The organism is Flavobacterium hydatis (assembly GCF_000737695.1).
GTDB lineage: Bacteria > Bacteroidota > Bacteroidia > Flavobacteriales > Flavobacteriaceae > Flavobacterium > Flavobacterium hydatis.
Genome location: NZ_JPRM01000002.1, coordinates 140,547 through 162,760 on the forward strand (window position 1 = coordinate 140,547; position 22,214 = coordinate 162,760).

The 22,214-nt window shown below is 32.0% G+C and carries 23 protein-coding genes and 2 tRNA genes; 14 read left to right on the forward strand and 11 right to left on the reverse strand.

What is annotated here, in order from left to right:
- Positions 1–11: 11 nt before the first annotated feature.
- Entirely contained in the window at positions 12–683 is a 672-nt protein-coding gene (locus IW20_RS01985; RefSeq protein WP_035618032.1) for a TetR/AcrR family transcriptional regulator, read from the reverse strand.
- Between the two features lie 129 nt (positions 684–812).
- Positions 813–2,330: a 2,3-bisphosphoglycerate-independent phosphoglycerate mutase gene (gene gpmI, locus IW20_RS01990; RefSeq protein WP_035618034.1), complete on the reverse strand. Its 1,518-nt coding sequence runs from the start codon at positions 2,328–2,330 to the stop codon at positions 813–815.
- 567 nt (positions 2,331–2,897) lie between these two features.
- Here gpmI and IW20_RS01995 point away from each other — a divergent pair.
- Positions 2,898–3,620, forward strand: coding sequence for a murein L,D-transpeptidase catalytic domain family protein (locus tag IW20_RS01995; RefSeq protein ID WP_035618036.1), 723 nt, complete (start codon positions 2,898–2,900; stop codon positions 3,618–3,620).
- Here IW20_RS01995 and IW20_RS02000 read toward each other — a convergent pair.
- Positions 3,609–5,189 (reverse strand): L,D-transpeptidase family protein, encoded by a 1,581-nt coding sequence (locus IW20_RS02000; RefSeq protein ID WP_035618038.1) that lies wholly within the window; start codon positions 5,187–5,189, stop codon positions 3,609–3,611. The genes IW20_RS01995 and IW20_RS02000 overlap by 12 nt on opposite strands.
- A 1-nt stretch (position 5,190) precedes the next feature.
- On the reverse strand, positions 5,191–5,628 hold the full coding sequence (locus IW20_RS02005) for a GNAT family N-acetyltransferase (RefSeq protein WP_035618040.1): 438 nt from the start codon (positions 5,626–5,628) through the stop codon (positions 5,191–5,193).
- A 135-nt stretch (positions 5,629–5,763) separates the two neighbouring features.
- On the opposite strand from IW20_RS02005, the gene IW20_RS02010 reads away from it, so the two are divergent.
- Positions 5,764–5,836: transfer RNA gene (locus IW20_RS02010), tRNA-Gly, on the forward strand.
- Between the two features lie 107 nt (positions 5,837–5,943).
- Positions 5,944–6,016 (forward strand) — tRNA-Gly (locus tag IW20_RS02015).
- 35 nt (positions 6,017–6,051) lie between these two features.
- Here IW20_RS02015 and pepE read toward each other — a convergent pair.
- Positions 6,052–6,759, reverse strand: a complete 708-nt coding sequence (gene pepE / locus IW20_RS02020) for a dipeptidase PepE (protein ID WP_089052190.1) — start codon at positions 6,757–6,759, stop codon at positions 6,052–6,054.
- A gap of 154 nt (positions 6,760–6,913) precedes the next feature.
- Between pepE and IW20_RS02025 the strand changes: the two genes are divergently transcribed.
- The 7 genes from IW20_RS02025 (at position 6,914) to IW20_RS02055 (ending at position 12,930) form a co-directional block, all read left to right on the forward strand.
- A complete protein-coding gene (locus tag IW20_RS02025) occupies positions 6,914–7,666 on the forward strand; it encodes a hypothetical protein (RefSeq protein WP_035618044.1) in 753 nt (250 codons plus the stop codon).
- A complete protein-coding gene (locus tag IW20_RS02030) occupies positions 7,653–8,381 on the forward strand; it encodes a carboxypeptidase-like regulatory domain-containing protein (protein WP_035618046.1) in 729 nt (242 codons plus the stop codon). Before IW20_RS02025 ends, IW20_RS02030 begins: the two co-directional genes overlap by 14 nt.
- Entirely contained in the window at positions 8,371–9,123 is a 753-nt protein-coding gene (locus tag IW20_RS02035) for a hypothetical protein (protein WP_035618048.1), read from the forward strand. The genes IW20_RS02030 and IW20_RS02035 overlap by 11 nt, the downstream gene beginning before the upstream one ends.
- On the forward strand, positions 9,120–9,629 hold the full coding sequence (locus IW20_RS02040) for a DUF6702 family protein (RefSeq protein ID WP_035618050.1): 510 nt from the start codon (positions 9,120–9,122) through the stop codon (positions 9,627–9,629). Before IW20_RS02035 ends, IW20_RS02040 begins: the two co-directional genes overlap by 4 nt.
- Positions 9,630–9,695: 66 nt before the next feature.
- Positions 9,696–11,936 (forward strand): M1 family metallopeptidase, encoded by a 2,241-nt coding sequence (locus IW20_RS02045; protein WP_035618057.1) that lies wholly within the window; start codon positions 9,696–9,698, stop codon positions 11,934–11,936.
- Between the two features lie 104 nt (positions 11,937–12,040).
- On the forward strand, positions 12,041–12,367 hold the full coding sequence (locus tag IW20_RS02050) for a Sec-independent protein translocase subunit TatA/TatB (protein WP_035618063.1): 327 nt from the start codon (positions 12,041–12,043) through the stop codon (positions 12,365–12,367).
- The gene (locus tag IW20_RS02055) at positions 12,367–12,930 is read left to right on the forward strand and encodes a phosphatase PAP2 family protein (RefSeq protein ID WP_035618065.1); all 564 of its coding nucleotides are present in this window, start codon (positions 12,367–12,369) and stop codon (positions 12,928–12,930) included. The genes IW20_RS02050 and IW20_RS02055 overlap by 1 nt, the downstream gene beginning before the upstream one ends.
- 556 nt (positions 12,931–13,486) lie before the next feature.
- On the opposite strand, the gene IW20_RS02060 is transcribed toward IW20_RS02055, so the two are convergent.
- From IW20_RS02060 to IW20_RS02080, 5 genes are all read right to left on the reverse strand, one after another.
- Positions 13,487–14,128, reverse strand: a complete 642-nt coding sequence (locus IW20_RS02060) for an O-methyltransferase (protein WP_035618067.1) — start codon at positions 14,126–14,128, stop codon at positions 13,487–13,489.
- Positions 14,129–14,245: 117 nt separating this feature from the next.
- Positions 14,246–14,578: a hypothetical protein gene (locus tag IW20_RS02065; protein WP_035618069.1), complete on the reverse strand. Its 333-nt coding sequence runs from the start codon at positions 14,576–14,578 to the stop codon at positions 14,246–14,248.
- A gap of 229 nt (positions 14,579–14,807) precedes the next feature.
- Positions 14,808–15,362, reverse strand: coding sequence for a hypothetical protein (locus IW20_RS02070; RefSeq protein WP_035618071.1), 555 nt, complete (start codon positions 15,360–15,362; stop codon positions 14,808–14,810).
- Positions 15,363–15,367: 5 nt separating this feature from the next.
- Entirely contained in the window at positions 15,368–16,780 is a 1,413-nt protein-coding gene (locus IW20_RS02075; RefSeq protein WP_035618072.1) for a hypothetical protein, read from the reverse strand.
- Between the two features lie 7 nt (positions 16,781–16,787).
- Positions 16,788–17,354: a YceI family protein gene (locus tag IW20_RS02080; protein WP_035618074.1), complete on the reverse strand. Its 567-nt coding sequence runs from the start codon at positions 17,352–17,354 to the stop codon at positions 16,788–16,790.
- A 317-nt stretch (positions 17,355–17,671) separates the two neighbouring features.
- On the opposite strand from IW20_RS02080, the gene rlmN reads away from it, so the two are divergent.
- Both rlmN and IW20_RS02090 read left to right on the forward strand, forming a co-directional pair.
- Positions 17,672–18,724: a 23S rRNA (adenine(2503)-C(2))-methyltransferase RlmN gene (gene rlmN / locus IW20_RS02085; protein ID WP_035618076.1), complete on the forward strand. Its 1,053-nt coding sequence runs from the start codon at positions 17,672–17,674 to the stop codon at positions 18,722–18,724.
- Positions 18,725–18,828: 104 nt separating this feature from the next.
- The gene (locus IW20_RS02090) at positions 18,829–19,806 is read left to right on the forward strand and encodes a polyprenyl synthetase family protein (RefSeq protein WP_035618078.1); all 978 of its coding nucleotides are present in this window, start codon (positions 18,829–18,831) and stop codon (positions 19,804–19,806) included.
- A 41-nt stretch (positions 19,807–19,847) separates the two neighbouring features.
- On the opposite strand, the gene IW20_RS02095 is transcribed toward IW20_RS02090, so the two are convergent.
- A complete protein-coding gene (locus tag IW20_RS02095) occupies positions 19,848–20,582 on the reverse strand; it encodes a hypothetical protein (RefSeq protein WP_051885494.1) in 735 nt (244 codons plus the stop codon).
- A 324-nt stretch (positions 20,583–20,906) separates the two neighbouring features.
- On the opposite strand from IW20_RS02095, the gene IW20_RS02100 reads away from it, so the two are divergent.
- Positions 20,907–21,467 carry an RNA polymerase sigma factor gene (locus IW20_RS02100; RefSeq protein ID WP_035618081.1) on the forward strand — a complete coding sequence of 187 codons (561 nt, stop codon included), beginning with the start codon at positions 20,907–20,909 and terminating at the stop codon, positions 21,465–21,467.
- Positions 21,454–22,182 (forward strand): hypothetical protein, encoded by a 729-nt coding sequence (locus tag IW20_RS02105; protein ID WP_035618083.1) that lies wholly within the window; start codon positions 21,454–21,456, stop codon positions 22,180–22,182. The genes IW20_RS02100 and IW20_RS02105 overlap by 14 nt, the downstream gene beginning before the upstream one ends.
- Positions 22,183–22,214 lie beyond the last annotated feature (32 nt).

The window sequence follows — 22,214 nt, forward strand, 5'->3', positions numbered from 1 at the left end:
ATTGGTTATTTTTAGCGTAAAACGTTTTCTGCAAGATTTAAGTAAAATTGTGTTGTTGTAACGGTTTCATTGCAATCTGTAATTGTTTTTAGATGATCCGTCAGGAAATGTTGATGCAAACTTCCTTCTACAATGGTCGATACTAGAGATTTGGCATACGGATATTCGGGATTAACTTCTTTTACAATAGAAACAATTCGATTAATGACTCTTTTGTATATCAAGAAAAAACCTTCTTTGTTTTCTTGGTCAACTTCTTTAGTATGGAATGTTTTAGTGAATTCGGCAATTATAATTTTGTTTAAAATCGCTTCGTTAATATGTTCTGTAGAGGCATCGTCGGCTACTTTTTCGGTAACAATGGTAATGGCTTTATTAAGTTTTTCTTTTTTATCAGTGATGTTGGTAGTAGAGAAAACCAGTTTATATTCCATCCAGCTCCAGTACCAAGACGATAAATAGACTAGTAATTTGTGTTTGTTTTCAAAATAACGATAAATAGAACTTTCGTTTGATCCTATTTCTACGCCTAGTTTTTTAAATGTAAAATTATCAAAACCTATCGCATCAATAAGGAGGATACTTTGCTCAATAATTTTTTTTCCTAAAGCTGATGTTTCTGGATCTTTTACATAGATCTTTTCGTTAACCTGGATTTTTAAATTTGATAGTATAGTTTCCATAAAAGTTATTTTTAATGCAAATATAATAGTATTACTTTTAACTTTGGGTATTTAACTTTTATTTGTGCGAAAAAAAAAGCTGTTCTCGATAAAGAACAGCTTTTTAAATGTTTATTTCACAGTTGTATTTTACAATAAAGAGTGACGAGTCATGGCGGCAGGTTGCTCAATTCCCATTAACTCCAGGATAGTTGGTGCAATATCTCCTAAAACTCCATCATGAATAGTTTTAATGTCTTTGTCTACCAAAATAATCGGCACAGGATTGGTTGTATGTGCAGTATTTGGACTTCCGTCAGGATTAATCATAGTTTCACAATTTCCATGATCAGCAATTACGATTGTTGTATAGTCATTTGCAAGAGCAGCTTCGATAACTTCTTTTACGCAAGCATCAACAGCTTCGCAAGCTAATATTGCGGCACTCATAATTCCGGTATGTCCTACCATATCTCCATTGGCAAAATTTAAACATACAAAATCTACTTCGCCTTTATTTAATTCAGGAACAAGTGCATCTTTTAATTCAAAGGCACTCATTTCTGGTTGTAAATCATAAGTAGCTACTTTTGGAGAATTTCTTAAAATTCTTGTTTCTCCAACAAAAGGAATTTCTCTCCCGCCAGAAAAGAAAAAAGTTACGTGAGGGTATTTCTCCGTTTCGGCAATACGAATTTGCGTTTTGTTAGCTTTTTCTAAAACTTCGCCTAATGTTTCGGTTATATTATCTTTATTATAAACAACTTTTACATTTTGGTAAGTTTCGTCGTAATTAGTTAAGGTAACATAGTACAAGTTTAGTTTGTGCATGTTTTCTTCGTGAAAATCCTGTTGCGATAATGCTTCAGTAAGTTCGCGACCTCTATCTGTTCTAAAATTGAAGAAAATAACAACATCGTCTTCTTCGATAGTTGCCAATGGTTTTCCGTGTTCATCAACCATTATTACTGGAGCAATAAACTCATCGGTAATATTATTTTCGTAGCTTTCTTTAATAGAGGCTACAGCATCTCTAGAAGGAGTTCCTAGTCCGTTAACAATTAAATCGTAAGCTAGTTTTATTCTTTCCCAGCGTTTGTCACGATCCATTGCATAGTAACGACCTATAATCGATGCAATTTTTACAGGAGTATTTGCGATATGATTTTCTAAATCCTGAATGTAATTTGCTCCAGATTTAGGGTCAACATCACGACCATCAGTAAAGGCATGAACATATACTTTGTCTAAGCCATATTCTTGAGTAGCATCAATTAATCCTCGTAAGTGAGAAGTGTGTGAGTGAACACCACCATCAGAAACAAGACCTAAAAAATGCACTTTTTTGTTATTTTCTTTTGCGTAAGTAAAAGCGTCTACAAGTACTTGCTCTTTGGCTAAAGTATTGTGAGCTACAGCAAGGTTGATTTTTGCTAAATCTTGGTAAACGATTCTTCCCGCACCAAGGTTCATGTGTCCAACTTCACTATTTCCCATTTGCCCTTCTGGTAAACCTACATTTAAACCATCGGTACGAAGTTGTGCGCTTGGGTAGTTTTGGTAAAGACTATTTATAAATGGAACATTTGCATTGTCTATTGCAGATACTTTAGGGTCAGGAGATTTTCCCCAACCATCTAAAATCATAAGGATTACTTTCTTGTTCATCAGAATTTATTTTGCACAAAGATAAGCCATTTATAAACTGTTTAAGAATGACTGAGATACAATTATACTTTATAAAGTGAACCGTATGAAAAAATAATAATTTAATTGTAGAAGGTGTAATTTTTTAAAATAAATGCAGATTAGATTTTATTTTTGATGCTATTAGAGTCAATAAAATGGTTAATTAAGATTGTAAAGCAGGTTTAAGAATAAGATCGATAAGTGAATTACTAATTATGTTCAAATGTGTATCTTTTTTTTAGATATGTATTTTGAATATTTTAAAATTATTATTGGGTTATTTAGTTAAAAATGATGTAGTCAATTAGAGTAGTATAATGCGGGTGAAATAGATAATTTGTTTTTGTAAGATGTAGGTTTTGGTTTATAATTTACTGTATTTCAATAAGTTTTGTTATAATTTCATTAAGAGAATACAATAAGTATTAGGTTAAATTCGTTAAAAAATGATTAAAAAGTACTTCGTTTCTGCTGTAAAATTTTGGGAGCTACATATTTTTTATATATTTGCGAACCACGAAACAAATTATAACCTAAACGCATTCAATGATTTATAAGATTTGCCCCATGTTATTATTGATGTTTTTGTCATTTACTACGGATACAAAAACGACTACAGAAGTTAAAAAAGTTGAGAAGAAAAATATCGCTAGTACAGTAACTGCAAGCTTGGATTTAAGAATCAAGGCAGTTTATAGCACACTTAACGCAAATAATTTTGATTTACCTGAACTTAAGAGTTTTACAGAAGCTTTAAAAGGCTTTTATTTATTAAAAGAAAAAGGACTTATTCAAAAAGACCTTTTAACCTTAGTCGATTTTAGTTTATCATCTAATCTTAAACGTCTTTGGGTTATCGACCTTTCTACCAATACAGTTTTATTTCAATCTTTAGTAGCTCACGGAAGAAATACAGGTGAGGAATTTGCATCAGATTTTTCAAATACAAATTCTTCTTATAAAAGTAGCCTCGGTTTTTATGCAACAGGTGAGGTGTATAAAGGAAAACACGGAATCTCTTTACGTTTAGATGGTTTAGAAAAAGGAGTTAATGATAATGCACGCGAAAGAGCAGTTGTAATTCATGGTGCCGATTATGTTTCGGAATCATTTATTAGAAACAACAAAAGGTTAGGACGTAGCCAAGGTTGTCCAGCTATTCCTGTAGGATTAACAAATGCAATTATCGAAGCTATAAAAGATAAATCGTGTTTATATATCTATCATCCATCAAGAACTTTTATGATGGAAGAAAAGTTAATTTCTTAGTTTAGTATATAAATCTGTATCTAGATTGTAGATATCATCTCTAAATTGTAAAGAGTTATCTTCGCTCCATGCAGTCCAATACCATTGATACATAGCGTATTTTTTGGCAATTTTTACATTGGTCGTTTTTTTAGTAACAATAATAGAATCTATTTTTTCTTTAGACCAGTTATTAGAGTCTAATATATGTTGTGCTAATTCCAGAGGGTTTTCTACACGAACACAACCAGAACTCAAGGAGCGGTTGTTTCGCCCAAATAAGTTACGATGATTAGTGTCATGCAAATAAACACTATGATTATTTGGGAATAAAATTTTCATTAATCCCAAAGAGTTACTACTTCCTGGACTTTGTACATAGCGATAACTACCAGGAGAATTTTCATTCCAATTACTTGGTTCTACAACAGAGTTGTCTTTGCTGTAAATAGTAATATTTTTATTTTTTAAATAATTTCGATTTCGTTTCATTGCAGGAACAATATCTTCTTTTAATATAGTTGGCGGAACAGTCCAAGTAGGGTTAAAAACTACAGTTTTAAGTGTTGAGGTTAGGATAGGGGTTTTGCGACTATTAGTACCTACAACAATTTTTCTAACAATAGTAGTGTCTTTGTTCTCAACAACATGAAGGCTATAATCAGGAATGTTTATTATAAAATAATTTTCGGCAAGCGTATCTGCAAACCATCTCCAGCGTTCAATGTTGCTAATGATTTGATGCTTTCTTCTGATTTTAGAAAAATTCAAAGCATTAACCGTTCCTCTACCAATAACACCATCGGCGGCTAAACCGTGGCGGGTTTGAAATTTCTTAATAGCTTCGAAAGTTTTGTCGTCGTAAGTAGATGTTAAGCTGTCTCTACCTGTTAAATCTTTCCAGTACAAAAGACGTTTTTTAATTGTAATCATTGCATTATTAGTATCGTGCAGGGTTACTTTATCTTCAACCGAGATGGTTTTAATGTTATCGTCTGGAAATTCATTTAGTAATTCTAATGCTTTTAGTAACCTTTTATATGTATATGTTTTTGGCTGACTATTTTCAATAGCAAGCGTTAATTCATTATCATTAAAAGCTTTTATAAGAATGGTATTTACATTAAAAGGTTTGTCATTTAAATCCCAATCATTATATAGTTTCTTTGGATTTAGTTTTCCTTTATGTAAATGCGTTAAGTATTTCTGAAAATTATAAGTAAGCAAAACGTCATAAAGAGCCAAGTCGCCGTCGTTTAACTTACTTATTTTACTTTCAAAATTTTCTATTCTTTTTATACTATAGTCGTTTGGTTCTAAACCAAGAGATTCAGATTTTTTTAATTCATCAATAATGAAAGTTCTTTTTTCAAGATTTCCCCAAACGGTTTCGTTATTAGATGCGATGTAAAACTTTTTAAGGTCTTCACTTTTAAAAGATCCTATTACCGATGTGTCCAACTGAATTTTTCGTTCGTCGGTTTGAACAATTGCAGGAAGAGGTTCTGCTTTTTTTACAGGAACTATTTTTTCTTCTTTTTTGCAACTTACAAGGATTGATAATAATATTAAAAAGTAAAGTTTATTCATTTTAAAGTTTTTTAAACATTAACAGGTGTTTCCCAACATCTTTTATTTCAAAAATTGCACCAGTTTTTTGGTAGCCCATTTTCTCATAAAATCCAACAGCTTCGGTTCTGGCGTTAAACCATATTAGTTTACAATTATTGCTAATACAATATTTTTCACAGTAATTAACTAAAGCTTCGCCGAATCCTTTCTTTCTGAAATCGTCCAAAACGGCCATTCCTCGAATCTGCGATTGGAAATTTTCCGCAAAGGTAATATTAGATTTTTGGAATAGCGAAATAATTCCTACTAAATTTTTATCATCAAATAAACCAAAGTGATGCGTAGTAGGTAAATCATCACCATCAAAGTGGCAACTTTCTATAGGTTTTCCTTTTCGTAGAACAGGATTGCGTACTAAATAGGTTTCTTGGGCAGATATTTCTTGTATGTTTGACATAATTTTTAAAGAATAGTAAAGTTATAACTTTTTAGTTTTAAATATATTAAAGAATTTGTTTAAGATTTTGCGAAATTTTTGTAAAAAAAACTTGTTTTTAACTGAAGTTATTATCTATATTTGCACCACAGTAATGCGAAAGTAGCTCAGTTGGTAGAGCTCCAGCCTTCCAAGCTGGTTGTCGCGAGTTCGAGCCTCGTCTTTCGCTCTAAGAAACCGAAATTGCAAATGTTTCGGTTTCTTTTAAAAAGAAAAAGTTTTTTGATTTTTATTTTTTAAATTGATTTAAATTTTTTACATTTGCACCCTGTTAATGCGAAAGTAGCTCAGTTGGTAGAGCTCCAGCCTTCCAAGCTGGTTGTCGCGAGTTCGAGCCTCGTCTTTCGCTCTTTAAAAAGCCGAAACTTAATAGTTTCGGCTTTTTTATTGCACATAACTCAAATCTGTTTGAGGAGCTAATTCTTCTGGTTCTTGATTTTGTCTAAAAAGACGAGCAGATAAATTCCCTTTTAAAACAATTTTGTCTCCTTTTACATCTAGCCAGCTTCCTTCACGTAATCCTAAAACAGGAAGAGTATTAAAAGCATGAAATTCTTTTATTCTTGTTTCGCGTGTTTCGCCCATATGTTTAGATTGAGAATCTGGATCTAAATAATGAGGGTTTAAGTTAAATGGAATTAATCCTAAAGTCTGGAAACTTGGCGGATAAATTATTGGCATATCATTAGTAGTTTGCATTGATAATCCACAAATGTTACTTCCTGCACTAGTTCCTAAATATGGAGTTCCGTTTTTTACAGCTTCTGCCAGAACAGTCATAATATTATTTTTGTAAAGTTGTGTTACTAGCAAAAAGGTGTTTCCGCCACCAGTAAAAATTCCTTCAGCATTATTAATTGCAGCTGTAGCATCTTCAAATTCGTGAATTCCTTTTACTTTAATATCTATTTTTTCAAAAGCTTGCGAAACAGTATTGGTATATTGTTCGTGCGAGATTCCTCCAGGTCTTGCAAAAGGAATAAAAAGAAGAGTTTTACAGTTCTTAAAATGTACTTGTAGTTCAGGTAATAAATAATCTAAATAGCTGCCTCCGTGAAGAGTAGAGGTGCTGGCAATGATAATATTTTTCATGGGATTTGTAATGTTTTTGTTTAAGTTAAAGATATTAAATAGTGTGTTTTAAAGCTGTAAAATAAAGGTTTAATTAACATATTTTTACCAAGTCGTTAATATTAAATTTAGATGACATTAAGATACTTTTACAGCTTATCCTTATAATGTTTTGATGAACAAGGTTGTATGTGTTTTTTTTGTTTTTCTAGCTAATAATCTAATGGCTCAAGTTGCTGTTTCTCCTATTTTAAAAGGAAAAATAGATGCTAATACAATGGATTTGGAGGGTATTTATGTGGTTAATTTAAGAACAGAAGCTTCGGTGGTTACAAATACTGAAGGGTCGTTTTCGATACCAGCGCAAATAGGCGATACGCTTATTTTTTCGTCAGTACAGCTTAAAGAACGTCGAATAGTTTTGACGGATGAAGATTTGGCATCGGAAAGGTTTGTGGTGAAAATGGAAACATTAATGAATCAATTGCGAGAAGTCATTATAAAAAGATACGATAATATTAATGCTGTTGCCTTAGGTATAATCCCTGCTGGGCAACGTTCTTATACAGCTGCAGAGCGAAAACTAAAAGGAGCAACCGACCTGGATGCTTCAGTAGGATTAGGAGGTTCAGTTGCTTTGGATCCTTTATTAAACATGTTCTCAGGTAGGTCAAAAATGCTAAAAAAAGAACTAGCTGTAGAGAAAAAAGAAATTTTTATGCAACTTTTGGAAAAGATGTTTGATACGGATCACTTTGTACGAAAGCTTAGTATTCCTTTAGATTATGTAAAAGGATTTGAATATTTTGCCGTAGAAAATGAAAGTTTCACAAAGATTTTGAGCTCTAAAAACAAAACAACTACCGAATTTTTGCTGGGAGAACTAGCAGAGAAGTACAAAGAAATAATAGCACGTGAAAATAATTAATACTCTACTTTTATTTATTGTATCTTTATTCTTTCAAATTAGTTTTGGGCAAACTATTGTTTCAAAAGAAATTTCTGGGAGAATTACCGCCGATTCAAGTTCGGTTGAAGTTATAACAATAGTTAATAATGCAACTCAGGAAACTACTATTTCAGATAATAAAGGACAGTTTTCTATCGTTATCAAAGAAGGAGATGTGCTAGTTTTTTCGGCAGTGAATTTAGAACCACTCCGAAAAAGAATTACAGCTAATGATTTGAAATTAGACTTGTTGGTGGTGAAAATGGTTCCTAAAAACATAGAATTAAAAGAGGTAGTTATAAATGAATTTTCTAATATAAATGCCGAAAATTTAGGAATCATACCTTATGGGCAAAAGAAATACACACCCGCAGAACGAAAATTATATACGGCTAAGTCTACTATGACAGATGCGCTTTTAAATAAGATATCTGGCCGAACTGCTATGTTGAAAAAAGAAGTAGCTGTAGAGAAAAAAGAGATGTTGTATTTGAAAATTGAATACCTTTTTGAAGAGAATTATTATACAGATAGATTAAAGATTCCGTTAGAACATATAAAAGGCTTCCAGTTGTATTGCATAGATGATCCAGAGTTTGTAACTTCGTTGAATGCCAAAAACAAAACAATGAGTATGTTTTTAATAACAGGTTTGGCGCAAAAATATTTAACAATTATCGAAAATGAGAAATAAAATTGGAATACTGATCTTGAGTTTGTTTTGTCAGTTGTGTATAGCACAAAATGGTACAAGAATGTCTTTACACGGAAGAGTGGTAAATGACTCTGTTGCCTTGGAAAGCGGTTATGTTTTGAATGTTAATACAAAAACAAGAACCTTTATTTCTTCAAACGGATTGTTTGATATACTGGCGCAACCAAAAGATACTTTATTGTTTTCGAGTTTGACCTTTCAAACAAGAAAAATGGTACTGACAGAAAAAGAATTTGCTGAGCGTCTTTTAGTAGTGCGATTGGGGCTTAAAAACAATCAGTTAAAAGAAGTGGTTATTCCAAAAGGATTAAAAGTAAAATCACTGGATAAGAATACTCAGAAATATGTTGATATGCAATTTGAGGATGACAAACAGTCTACCCCAGAAAACAGTGTTTCTTATTCAGATCAAACAATAAAGTACGGTACAGATTTCGTGAGAATATTTAAAGATGTTAAAAAACTCTTGAATAAATCAGGCGAAAAAGAAGTTCCTGTAGATGATGTAGCTTTTACTCAATATGTAAGAGCTAATTTCAGTCCGACTTTCTTTACTAAGACTTTAGAATTAAAAGATGATGAGATTGATTTATTCTTAATGTATACTTCTAATGATCCTGTTTCAAAACAATATCTTAAACCAGAAGATAGATTTCAGTTAATGGATTTTTTAATTAATAAAAGTAAGGAATTCAAAAAAGTGAATGATATTAAGAAATGAGAAAAATTGTAGTTTACTCCTTAATAGGGATGTTGTTCTTATCATTATCATCATTTGCATTTCATAAGTTTTATGTTGGTGTGTATCAGATAAACTATGCTCCCGAAAAGAAAATGCTTCAAATTACGTCTCGAATTTTTATCGACGACTTAAATAATGGAGTGGAGAAAAAATATAAAATAAAATCAAACATCGGCACAGAAAAAGAAACTGAAGCCGATGTTGCTCTTTTAAAAAGATACCTTGCTGAAAACTTTACTATTAAAGTAAACGGTCAGTTACGACCAATCACATTTTTGTCTAAAGAAGTTGAATCAAATGATGTTTTAGTTTGTTATTCCAGGATAAAAGATGTTGACAAAATTAAAAGCTTAGAAATCTCGAATACAATTCTGGTAGACTGGAATACAGAGCAACAAAATATTACACATGTTTCGGTATTAGGAAGTAAAAAGAGTGTGCTTTTTACAGAATCTTCAAGGAAAGAATTGTTAAAGTATGAATAAATGGAGATGAATATTTTTTTAATTGCTATTTTCACACCCTGACAAAAACTCCAAAAAAACCAGTTTATGAGAAGAATATCACTTTTATTGTTTTTTCCTGCAATAATGTTTGCTCAGGAAAAAAATACCACACCAATAAGACAGCAAGGGAAGTACGATACTAATAAATTTAGTCAAATGTATGACCTATTAGCGACTCCTAATATGTTTCGTACAGCATCTGGAGCGCCAGGTCCAGCTTATTATCAGCAACAAGCCGATTATAAAATTGATGTTGAGTTAGATGATAAAAATGCAAAATTAAGCGGATCAGAAACCATTACTTATTCTAATAATTCTCCGGATAATCTGGAGTACTTATGGTTGCAACTAGATCAGAATCAAGCTAAAAAAAATACACAAACAACATTAGCCGAGAGCGATAAAATTAGTCAGGTACTGGCTGTTGATGGGTTTTCAAAAAAATACTTAAAAGACGGACTAGATCGTGGTTTTAATATTGAGTATGTAAAAGACGCAAAGGGAAATCCGATGTCTTATACCGTTAATGAGACCATGATGAGAATTAATCTGACTACACCATTAAAAGCGGGCGAAAAAATTTCGTTTTCGATTAAATGGTGGTATAATATCAATAATTACAGACAAGACGGAGGTCGTTCAGGATATGAATTATTCGAAAAAGACGGAAACAGATTATATGTAATTGCACAATTCTACCCAAGAATGGCAGTTTATAATGATGTAGAAGGATGGCAGAATATGCAGTTTTGGGGAGGTGGAGAATTTGCTTTGCCTTTCGGAAATTTTGATGTAAACATTACTGTTCCTGCAGATCACGTGATGGAAGCTACAGGAGAATTAGTAAACAGAAGTGAAGTATTTACTCCTGAACAAGTAAAAAGATATGAGCTAGCTCAAAAATCATACGATAAACCAGTTGTAATTGTTACTCAGGCAGAAGCGGAAGCAACTGAAAAAGGATTTTCTGAAAAGAAAAAAACATGGAAATTCAGTGCTAAAAACGTACGTGATTTCGGGATTGCAACATCTAGAAAATTCATTTATGATGCAATGGCTGTAAAGCTAGGAGGTAAAACAGTTATGGCGGCTTCAGTATATCCAAAAGAAGCAAACCCGCTTTGGGGAGAAACGTCTACAATGACAGTTGCACACACATTAAAAAGTTATTCATCGCACACATTCGATTATCCTTACCCAAAAGCAGTTTCAGTTTCGGCAGAAGATCAGGGAATGGAATATCCAATGATTTGTTGGAATTTTGGTCGTCCTGATGAAAACGGAGTAACGAGCAAAGAAATAAAAAACGGAATGATTGGTGTAGTAATACACGAAGTAGGGCATAACTTTTTTCCTATGATTGTAAACTCTGATGAGCGCCAATGGAGCTGGATGGACGAAGGTTTAAATTCCTTTTTAGAGTATTTGGCAGAGCAGGAATTAGATCCTAATTTCCCTTCAAGACGAGGTCCTGCAAAAAATATTGTTCCTTACATGAGTGGAGATCAAAAGTTTTTAGAGCCAATTATGTCAAACTCAGAAACTATTCACCAATTTGGTAATAATGCATACGGAAAACCAGCTACAGGACTTAATATTTTAAGAGAAGTAGTTATGGGAAGAGAATTGTTTGATTATGCTTTTAAAACATACGCAAACAGATGGAAATTTAAACACCCAACGCCAGAGGATTTCTTTAGAACGATGGAAGATGCTTCGGCAGTCGATTTAGATTGGTTTTTTAGAGGATGGTTTTACTCAACAGATTTTGTAGACATCGGAATTAAAGATGTAAAACAATATTATGTAAGCGAGACAGCAACTACAGAGCTAAAAGATACTAAGATTAGAAAAGGACGTTTTGGTTTCGAAAAAGGACCTTTTGTGTATCTAATTGCAAGTGATAATAAAGAATTAAAAGGATCAGATAAAAAAGCATTAAAAGTTGATGATGTAAAATTATTATCAGATTATGTTGCGCAAACATTTACAGCTGAAGAAAAAGCAAATTTAAAATCGCCTAAATATTTTTACGAAGTAGAGTTCGAGAAACCAGGAGGAATGATTATGCCTATTCTTGTGGAGATTACTTATGAGGATGGAACAAAAGAAGAGTTTAAATATCCAGCACAAATCTGGAGAAAAAATAATGATACAGCCAAAAAAGTATATGCGACAGAGAAAGCGATAAAAAGCATTCAAATTGACCCAAAATTACTTACTGCAGATATTGATGTAACTAATAATGCATGGCCAAAAGTAGAAGCGAAATCAAAATTTGATTAAGCATAAAAAGATAAGAGACTCGCAAGAGTCTCTTTTTTTAAGTAAATTTTAAAAGACTCAGCTACAAAATTTAATATCTTTGTGGCACATAAAATAAAAAAGATATGTTTGGTATAGGAGGAGGAGAATTAGTTTTTATACTATTTGTAGTACTTATGCTTTTTGGTTCAGACAAAGTGCCAGAAATAGCTCGTACAATGGGAAAAGCAATGGCGCAACTTAAAAATGCGACCAATGACATTAAAAGCGAAATCCAAAAAGGCGCAGAAGCTAACGGTTTTGATGCGAAAGCATTAGACAACATAACAGGCAATATTAATTCTGAAATAGAAAAGGCCAAAACTAATTTGTTGGGAGATGCTACAACGCAACTCGAAAAAACAAAAGAAGATATTGATACAATTACAGGTCCTATAAAACGTCAGATATAATGCTTGAAAAAATACTAAAACTAGATACTAATTTATTTGTTTATCTTAATGGCTTAGGTTCGGAAACTTACGACAAACTTTGGTTAATCATTACAAATCAGGTAAATTGGATTCCTCTTTTTTTGTTATTATTTTATTTCATCTATAAAAAAATAGGTAAAAGACAAACCCTGTTTTTACTACTTTTTATAGCTATTTTAATAACCTGTACAGATCAGTTAACCAATGCGGTTAAGTATAGCGTACAGCGTTTAAGACCTTGTAACAACCCCGATATTAATTCGTTTATTCGAATTGTACAATCGAGACAATCATTCAGTTTTTTCTCAGGACACGCTGCAAATACAATGGCAGTAGCTACCTTTTTGTATTTGTTACTTAATAAACACTTTAAATATTTTGGATTATTGTTCCTATGGCCATTAGTTTTTGCTTACAGCCGTATTTATTTAGGATTGCATTATCCGTTAGATATTCTTTGCGGATATTTAGCAGGAGCAACAATGGGATTCTTAATCTTCAAAATATACCAAAAAGTAAGAGCAAGGTATTTTCCAGTATAAAATTTAGGAGCTTTTTCCAGCTGTACACTCTATCTTTTCCTGGCTAAAGGAGCCAGAAAAAGGATGCCGTTTCCATCTGGGCTAGAATTGCGCTTAAAAAAAATAAAGCTTTATAATTAATTTGATTTACCTCCTGCTTTGGCTGGAAGAATGCAATTTAGATATAGAGAAAAGGCTTTAGCCGAAAGAATTTAATTATTCCGGCTAAAGCCTTTTTGTATTTATATTGACCTCGAGCTAAAACATTGTGTTATTTAATTAAGAGAAAAGTTGCAATGCTTTGCTGAATAAATCTCTCACAAAGACGCAATTTTTTTATAAACATCAATTATCCACACTGTTTGTCATTTCGACGAAGGAGAAATCTCCACAAGAAACTCCGCAACTAGAGTCCTAGCTTTGTAGAGTTACTCGCTAAGATTTCTCCTTCGTCGAAATGACAAGATTGTGTTTAAGCTTTGTGTTTTTTTATATCTTTATAAGATTAATGCTGCTTTCTAAAAAGCTTAACTTGATGTCATTGAGTAAAGCTGGAGGGAATTCAGATAATGAAATGTTAAAGCACCCGACTTACCGTTAAGCCATCACGAATAGGTAATAAAACAGTTTCTACCCTTGGATCATTCTTTAAAAGTAAATTGTATTCTAAAAGTATTTTTGTGCTAATATCGTTTGGTTGTAATGGTTCTAAAACTTTACCACTCCATAAAACATTATCAGATAAAATAATTCCGCCTTTATTCATTTTAGGAACTATCATTTCGTAATAGTTAAGATAGTTTTCTTTATCGGCATCGATAAAAACCAAATCAAATTTTACATCAATCTTAGGAATAATAGATGTTGCTTCGCCCAAATGCTGAAAAATTTGTTTTCCCCAAGGCGATTGGTCAAAATATTTTCGCTGAAAATCGATTAATTCTTCTTTAATATCGATAGTGTGCAATTGTCCATTTTCTTGCATGCCTTCGCATAAGCATAAAGCTGCATAACCAGTATAAGTACCAATTTCAAGAATGTTTACAGGACGTATTAACTTAGATAGCATACTTAAAACACGACCCTGAAAATGCCCACTTAACATGCGTGGCAATAATATTTTTTGGTAAGTTTCTTTGTTTAAACGAGCTAGTAATTCAGGTTCTTTTTCTGAGTGTTGTTCGATATAATCCTCTAAGTCTTGAGATATAAAATGCATGGTAAGTAAAGTCTAAATTTTTGAAACACAAAAATACAAAAATATCTACTACACTTTTTAGCATAAAAAAAACCATTCGTCGTAACGAATGGTTTTAAACTTTCATGACAATGAAAATTATTTTTTTAAAGCATCATTAACTTCTTTGGCTGTTTTTACCGTTCCGTCTTTTGCAGCTTTTGCAGCATCTTCTACTTTTTTAGCACCTTTTTCTGTAGCAGTTTTTACATCTTCGGCAGCTTTTTTAGTAGCGTCTTTTACATCTTTAGCAGCATCCTCAACTTTAGTTACAGCAGTATCTTTTACTTCTTTAATATCAGTTGTTAGAGAGTCTACCTTGTTACCAAGTGTTAATTCCTCTTCTGTAGGTTTTGGTTCTTTCTTTTCGCAAGATTGTACAGCGAATGCTAATAAGGCGATAACGGCTAAACTTAAGATTTGTTTTTTCATAATAAAATAATTTTTTAAGGTTGGAAAAATATAATGGTTGAAACGCTGAAAAAATAAAGTTACAAAATTTAAATGATTGAGCTCTTTGTAAGATTATTTTTCTTTAGAACGAAAAACAATTCTCGTGCCAAATTTTATGATTTTAACATATTCCGTATAAAGTTTTTTTTAGAATAAAAAGTAATCCTAATTAAAGATAGCTTTAAAAAAATGAGTGCTTTTGGATTGTTTAGTTTTTGTATAAACTAAAGCTTATGTTTATTTCGTCTTTCACCTTTATGAGTCCCGCCATTTTTACTGGAGGTTTAAGGCCAAGGTCTGTAAAAGTTAAATTAATATTTCCTTCGATTTTATTACTTGTTTTGTTTAATAACACGAAATCTTTAAATTTTAAAGTTTTATTTGCTATTACAAATGTAAGGTCACATTTGTAATTTTTTGAAAATGCTTTAATGTTAGAAAAAGTGACGAAGCTATTTGGGAATTCGTTAGATTTTACTGTTTTTAGTAAATCCTTGGTCATGATTTTATTTCCACAATCAAAGTTAGACATTGGGATTTCTACCGTTACACAGTTTCTTTTATTTAGATGTAAAAAAACCGTGTCTTTTTTAGAGAATAGATTGGCACAATTGTACTTGCCTACAGTAGAGATTCCATCAATTTGTATTTCTATTTTATTGATTTTTAATATGCCTTCATCATTTGGAAAAGGAGGTTTAGCACTTCCCAAAAAAAAGAGAAGTGCTAAACCTAATATAGGTATTGTTATTGTGATTTTCATCGCATTTAGAATGTAATTACTGCTTCAAACATTATTCCTTCAAATTTTCCTCCAAAGAAATCGTTAGGTATTGCTCCATTAAATTGAGAATAGTTTTTATAGTTTTGATTTACATAATCGATTTTTGCTAAGATGTTTTTTGTCATGAACCAACCAGCAGCGGCTTCAAATCTGTTTATCTGAATTGCTTCGGCATTAGCATTGGCAAGTTTTCCATCTACCAGGTTATATTTCCCACCTACATAAAATTTTTCTCCTTCTCCAAAACGGTATACTAAATCCCCAACATATTGATTTACTTTACGAGTAGCATCAGTTCCTTTATAATCACCACCAGAAGTAAACTCTAATGTTCCAAAAAACTCAAGACCTTTATACTTTATAAATGGGTTTATCATGTATGATGTAGCCCAGTTTCCGTACCCAGGATTAAATCGACCAGTATCTTTGTTTGCCATAGGATCAAAATTATCAGCTACAGTAGTTTTTTGACCAGCTATAGGCGATGGAATTGGAACTCCATTTGCATCAAGAACATCATAAGCAGAGTGAGTCATAACTCCATAAAAACGGCTACCAGCTCTGTCTGATGAGTATAAGTTACCACTAGAGTTTGAGGTATGGTACAATGACCCTGTAAGTCTGATTCTTAAATCCTGATCAATTTGTTTGTCCCATCCTAATTTGGCAATGATAGACGGACTTACGGTTGTGTTTACATCTGGTTTTGTTGTAGTAGGAGCACCGGGTTTAATTTCTTCAACACTTTGGTTTAATTTTGAGTTTGTAACCCCAATCATACTTACAAATCCTGATCTATTATAGTATATTTCAGCCCCCATTTCGGTAATAAAAGCATCCATAATATTATTACCAACAAAAGGGTTCATTAACGCATTTCCGTTGTCTGATCTTCTAAAGTGAGCATCACCATAATTGTTCTCCATTTGTCCAATCTTGATGGTCGTATATTTCATTACGTCGGCCAAGAAATCTTTTTTTACAAAGTCTAACTTGTCTATTTGTAAGTAACCACCTTTTACCCAAGTTTCGTTGTGGTGTCTAGAAGCAAGATATACATCTAAGTTTACGCGAACCCCATCATATAATTGGGCTCCAATTGTAAAATTTGCATTTGGTAAATTAAAATTGTTTTGCAGATTATTTAATCTGTAGTCTGGAGCAGTAGCCAGATTTTTTTGATCATTAAAAGAATTTAACCCTTGAAATTGTAAAGCAAAAGCAGCTCCCAAATCAATGCTGATTCCTTTGTAAGCAACCGTATCTTTTTTTACATCAAATTGATTAATCCCTTTTTGATTCCTGGGAATTTGGTTTTGGATATGACCAAAACTTACTTGTGCCGTCGCAGTGGTAATACTTAGTATCGTAATTGCTAAAATGTATATTGATTTCATAGTCGTTTTAATTAAAGTTTAAATTGAATTTGATTGTTAAGTTTTCTCCAGTTTTAATTGTTCCTAATAATGCAGTTGGAGATTTCATTCCAAAATCTGTAAAAGTGATTTTGTTAGAGCCTTGTAGTGATACTGCATCTTTGGTAACTGTAGCTTTTACTTGTGTTTTTAATACTTTACTTACTCCGGCTATGGTATAAGTTCCTGTAAGTTCCCATGTCGTTTCGTTAACTTTTTCGGCAGATTTTAAAACATATTTAATGTTTTTGAATTTGTCCGTTTTTAAAGTTTTGTATGCTACTTTATCCATACTTGTTTTTTCGCTCTTAATAGTCTCTGCAGGCAGAGTAATGTCTATGCTGTTGATGCTTATTAATTTCGAATCTGCAATTGTGAAATTTGCCGTTCCAGTTTTAGAATCTGATTTCATTTCCCAATCATGCATTGTTGATGTTCCTGAAACCGAGAAATTAGTTTTCGCGTCTAGCGTATAATTTTTTTGAGCGTTTGAGGAAAATACTATTCCGAAGAGAAATACTGTTGAAAGAAATAATTTGAATTTTGGAGATTTCATTTTCTGTGTATTTAAAAGTTATTAATGAAGTTTGATTAGTAGCTTTTAAATTATGTTTATCAACAACTAATCGTGGTATTTACTTAGGTCAAATCTAGCTTGTATATATATTGATTCGCATGACATAAATCATTGTTAAAATTTTATTAAAGCCCTATATATAGCTACAACGATGTAGTAAAGTGAGTGTTTTTTTTAGTAAGAAAACAGGCGTTTTTTTATCGAGAAAAGTGCCTCTATTCCGGATTCTATTATTGCTTTGATATTATATTTTATGGTCGAATAAAAATCAGCAAATACTTTAGTAACTTTGCAGCATGCAAATGGAGAAAAAAGATATACGAGCCTTATCAAAAGAAGAATTGCGCAATTTTTTTGTCGCTAACAACGATAAAGCTTTTCGCGGAAATCAAGTTTACGAATGGTTATGGAGCAAGGGAGCACATAGTTTTGATGATATGACAAATGTTGCTAAGGCAACACGCGCTATGCTCGAAGATAATTTTGTTATCAATCATATCAAGGTCGATACAATGCAACGCAGTAATGATGGTACAGTAAAGAACGCTGTACGATTGCATGACGGATTGGTTGTAGAGTCAGTTTTAATACCAACCGAAACAAGAACTACGGCTTGTGTTTCTAGCCAGGTAGGTTGTAGTTTAGATTGTAATTTTTGCGCAACAGCAAGATTAAAAAGAATGCGAAATCTAGAACCTGCTGAAATTTATGATCAGGTAATAGCTATAGATAAAGAAAGTCGTTTGTATTATAATCATCCACTATCGAATATTGTTTTTATGGGTATGGGAGAACCGCTCATGAATTATAACAATGTTATGAAAGCGATTGATATGATTACCTCTACAGAAGGATTAGGAATGTCACCAAAGCGTATTATGGTATCGACATCTGGAATCCCTAAGATGATTAAAAAAATGGCCGATGATGATGTTAAATTCAAATTAGCAGTTTCATTACACTCGGCGATCGACGAAATTCGTTCTCGAATTATGCCTTTTAGTAAAAACTTCCCTTTGGCAGATTTACGAGAATCTTTAGAATATTGGTACAAAAAGACCAAATGCAAAGTTTCTTACGAGTATGTAGTTTGGAAAGGAATTAACGATGATAAAGCATCGGTTGATGCCTTGGTGAAGTTTTGTAAATATGTGCCTTGTAAAGTAAACCTGATTGAGTATAACCCGATTGATGATGGAGAGTTTCAGCAAGCTTCAGAAGAATCTATTAATGCGTATATAAAAGCACTCGAAAATATAGGAGTTGTTGTAAAAGTACGCCGAAGCAGAGGAAAAGACATAGATGCTGCTTGTGGACAATTGGCAAATAAAGAGGCAGAAGTGTCTTAAAAATAAATAAAAGGTTATTCTAACTTTAAAATAATAGCATTAAGGTTTCAAAAAATAATTTATATATGGAATTCAATTTTCAAAGTAGTATATTTGGAATCTAAATGAATATTACTTCTCAAATAAAACAGCCCATTTTTAACGAAATGGAACTTTTTGAAAAAAAGTTCCATGAATCGATGACTTCCAAGGTAGCTTTACTTAACAGAATTACCTATTACATCGTAAATCGTAAAGGAAAACAAATGCGACCTATGTTTGTTTTCTTGACGGCTAAAATGGTTTCAGAGGGAATTGTAAACGAACGTACTTATCGTGGAGCTTCGGTTATCGAGCTAATTCATACCGCAACTTTAGTTCATGATGATGTTGTAGATGATAGTAACCGCCGTCGTGGTTTTTTCTCTATCAATGCACTTTGGAAAAATAAAATAGCCGTTTTAGTTGGAGATTATTTACTATCAAAAGGATTGTTACTATCTATAGATAATGGCGATTTTGATTTACTTAAAATAATTTCTGTCGCTGTACGCGAAATGAGCGAAGGCGAATTACTTCAGATAGAAAAAGCAAGAAGATTAGATATTACCGAGGATGTTTATTATGAAATTATCCGAAAAAAGACAGCTACTCTTATTGCTGCTTGTTGTGCACTTGGCGCAAAATCGGTTATAGAAGATGATGTTCAGGTAGAAAACATGCGTAAATTTGGAGAGCTAATAGGAATGGCTTTTCAGATCAAGGACGATTTATTCGATTATAGCGAAGAAGCTATTGGTAAACCTACCGGAATAGATATTAAAGAGCAAAAAATGACTTTGCCCTTAATTCATGTTTTAAACAATTGTACTTCTAAAGAAAAAAGCTGGCTTATAAATTCTATCAAAAACCATAACAAAGACAAAAAGCGAGTAAAAGAAGTTATTGCTTTTGTGAAAAATAATAATGGTTTGGCTTACGCCGAAAATAAAATGATCGAGTTTCAGCAAGAAGCACTCTCACTACTCAACAATTATTCAGATTCAGAATTCAAAGCAGCCTTGACTTTGATGGTGAACTACGTTATCGAAAGAAAAAAATAAACTATTTCTATATAAACGATAAATTATTTACTTGAATTTTCTCAGGAAAAATATTCAAGTATATAAACAATATCCTTTGTTGGATCTACTAATGACAATACACAGCCGCCTCCTATAATGGACATAAATCGGTATCTTTCTGTTCCAGAAACAAACATTTCTTTCTTTATTTCGTAGTCATGATTTAAATTATAATTCAGATTGATAAAAAAATCTTCGAGAATTGATGAAGCATCTGCTTCTTCTAAAAGGAATGGGTCTGTATTTTTGCTATAATTTTCAGTTATGACAGAGATATGTTTGTGGATACCATATTTTTCATAATAGTATTTTGTGAAATTGTAACTATAAAGAGCCTCAGCATAATATGCTGCATTTGAAAAAAAATCAGATTTTACGATATTTTTTAATTCAGGAGATTTTTTTTCTAAATATTTTTCGAAAGTCGTTTTTTCTTTTAAATATGAATCTCTATTTTGAATAAAATCTTCTTGTAAGAAATTAGATAATTCAGGTATTTTGTCATATTCTTCAAAAACAGATAAGTCTCCTAAAAATTCGTATAGGCCATTATTATATTTAAACCCAAAAAAATTATTTTCAGAATATTTATGTTGTTCTTTACAATAGAGTCCATCTGTTGCAACTAAATGAATATTATATGCTTTGTTTGCAATTGAAGTTTTTACAGTTAAAAGTGGTCTAAAATAAAAGCCTAATGTTTTATCCTTGAATACTTTTTCAATACTAGGATAGAGTTCAATATGTTTTTCCATTGCAATGTTTTGTTATAATCTGTTTACTAAATTTTCGCTGTCGATGTGAAGCGTATACAAACGGATTATTCAAAATTATTATATTGAGAAAAAAAATCCAAATGTAAGATCAGTTTTAATTGAGATTTGTTCTTTTATTTGGCTCTTTAAGTTTGTGGTGTAAAGTGAATAAAAAAAATATTTTTTTATTCCCATGCAACCTTTTTAAATCTTAAAGCGTCTATGCTAATAGAAGTCTGTTTGATTTTAAACTGACGATTAATAATAGTAGTATTTGAGTTAATTTTTACCGAATCAATTTTTTGAAATTTTCTATTACGTTTTATGAAAGTAATCTATTTACATCAAGAAGAAACTGAAATCATTCAGTTGGCTATCGATAATAATCGACAGGCGCAGCAGCAGATATACAGTAAGTTTTCTTCGAAAATGTTAAGTGTTTGCCGACAGTATATTAAGGACATTCAACAAGCAGAAGATGTAATGATAACATCGTTTATGAAAGTCTTTGTAAACCTTAATAGATTTGAAAATAAAGGAAGTTTTGAAGGATGGATTCGAAGGATAATGGTAAACGAATGCATCTCATACCTCCGGGTTCATAAAAAGGTAAAGTTTATTGAAGATGAGAATTATACCGAAGAGAGTTTTAATGGAATCGAAAGCCAATTATCAACAGATCAAATTCAGTTTTTAATAGATAGCTTACCAGATGGTTATAAGATGGTTTTTAACCTTTATGCAATCGAGGGATATAAGCACAATGAAATTGCAACAATGTTGGGGATTAATGAAGGAACATCAAAATCGCAATTATCACATGCTCGCAAAATGTTGCAAAAGCAAATTACTACATTAAAAAAACAAGAAAATGGAACCGAATAAATTTGAAAAAGAGTTTCGTGAAAAACTAAATGAAAGAGAAATCAATCCTAGCAATGATGCTTGGGATAGATTAGATGCAATGCTAAATGTTGCCGAAGAGACTAAGCCAAAAAGAAAATATACCTGGATGTATGTTGCGGCAGGTTTCGTAGGATTTTTGCTGATAAGCACGATTTATTTTAGTCAAAGAGAAACACCAATTAATAACCTGAATGACACTGTAGTTGTTAAAGAAGAACAAGCAAAAGATACAGTTGTTAAACCAAATAAGGTAGAAGATAAGATAATCTTAAAATCTTTAAGTACAGATGCAGTTGTAATAAAGGATGCAAAGAAAAATACTGAAGAGAGAAACGAAAAAATAAATCAAAATAAAATAAATCAAAATCAAGTAGCGGAGCGTTCAATCATCAAAGAAGCCAATAACGAGAATTGGAAAAATAATCAAAACACAGAAACAAAAAATAATCAAACAGTAATTGCAGACAATTCAAAAAGTGCAACGGTGGATCAATTATTGACTTCGGCAGAAAAAACTTTAGTAATAGGAAAGCCTGATCAGCAAAAAGCTAAAGTTAAAATAAATGCAAACGATTTACTTTCTCAAGTCGATGGAGAGTTAGAACTTTCATTTAGAGAAAAAGTAATCAATAAAGTCAATAAAAATTACCAAACCGTAAAAGTTGCTTTGGCAAACCGGAATGCCGAAGAATAGCTATTGCAAAAAAAAAGCTTAGACAATGTTTC

Bases quoted from the DNA above. Each gene is read 5' to 3' on its own strand.
- IW20_RS01985 (WP_035618032.1), bottom strand. From the start codon at position 683: ATGGAAACTATACTATCAAATTTAAAAATCCAGGTTAACGAAAAGATC.
- gpmI (WP_035618034.1), bottom strand. From the start codon at position 2,330: ATGAACAAGAAAGTAATCCTTATGATTTTAGATGGTTGGGGAAAATCT.
- IW20_RS01995 (WP_035618036.1), top strand. From the start codon at position 2,898: ATGATTTATAAGATTTGCCCCATGTTATTATTGATGTTTTTGTCATTT.
- IW20_RS02000 (WP_035618038.1), bottom strand. From the start codon at position 5,189: ATGAATAAACTTTACTTTTTAATATTATTATCAATCCTTGTAAGTTGC.
- IW20_RS02005 (WP_035618040.1), bottom strand. From the start codon at position 5,628: ATGTCAAACATACAAGAAATATCTGCCCAAGAAACCTATTTAGTACGC.
- pepE (WP_089052190.1), bottom strand. From the start codon at position 6,759: ATGAAAAATATTATCATTGCCAGCACCTCTACTCTTCACGGAGGCAGC.
- IW20_RS02025 (WP_035618044.1), top strand. From the start codon at position 6,914: ATGAACAAGGTTGTATGTGTTTTTTTTGTTTTTCTAGCTAATAATCTA.
- IW20_RS02035 (WP_035618048.1), top strand. From the start codon at position 8,371: ATGAGAAATAAAATTGGAATACTGATCTTGAGTTTGTTTTGTCAGTTG.
- IW20_RS02040 (WP_035618050.1), top strand. From the start codon at position 9,120: ATGAGAAAAATTGTAGTTTACTCCTTAATAGGGATGTTGTTCTTATCA.
- IW20_RS02045 (WP_035618057.1), top strand. From the start codon at position 9,696: ATGAGAAGAATATCACTTTTATTGTTTTTTCCTGCAATAATGTTTGCT.
- IW20_RS02050 (WP_035618063.1), top strand. From the start codon at position 12,041: ATGTTTGGTATAGGAGGAGGAGAATTAGTTTTTATACTATTTGTAGTA.
- IW20_RS02055 (WP_035618065.1), top strand. From the start codon at position 12,367: ATGCTTGAAAAAATACTAAAACTAGATACTAATTTATTTGTTTATCTT.
- IW20_RS02060 (WP_035618067.1), bottom strand. From the start codon at position 14,128: ATGCATTTTATATCTCAAGACTTAGAGGATTATATCGAACAACACTCA.
- IW20_RS02065 (WP_035618069.1), bottom strand. From the start codon at position 14,578: ATGAAAAAACAAATCTTAAGTTTAGCCGTTATCGCCTTATTAGCATTC.
- IW20_RS02070 (WP_035618071.1), bottom strand. From the start codon at position 15,362: ATGAAAATCACAATAACAATACCTATATTAGGTTTAGCACTTCTCTTT.
- IW20_RS02075 (WP_035618072.1), bottom strand. From the start codon at position 16,780: ATGAAATCAATATACATTTTAGCAATTACGATACTAAGTATTACCACT.
- IW20_RS02080 (WP_035618074.1), bottom strand. From the start codon at position 17,354: ATGAAATCTCCAAAATTCAAATTATTTCTTTCAACAGTATTTCTCTTC.
- rlmN (WP_035618076.1), top strand. From the start codon at position 17,672: ATGCAAATGGAGAAAAAAGATATACGAGCCTTATCAAAAGAAGAATTG.
- IW20_RS02090 (WP_035618078.1), top strand. From the start codon at position 18,829: ATGAATATTACTTCTCAAATAAAACAGCCCATTTTTAACGAAATGGAA.
- IW20_RS02095 (WP_051885494.1), bottom strand. From the start codon at position 20,582: ATGGAAAAACATATTGAACTCTATCCTAGTATTGAAAAAGTATTCAAG.
- IW20_RS02100 (WP_035618081.1), top strand. From the start codon at position 20,907: ATGAAAGTAATCTATTTACATCAAGAAGAAACTGAAATCATTCAGTTG.
- IW20_RS02105 (WP_035618083.1), top strand. From the start codon at position 21,454: ATGGAACCGAATAAATTTGAAAAAGAGTTTCGTGAAAAACTAAATGAA.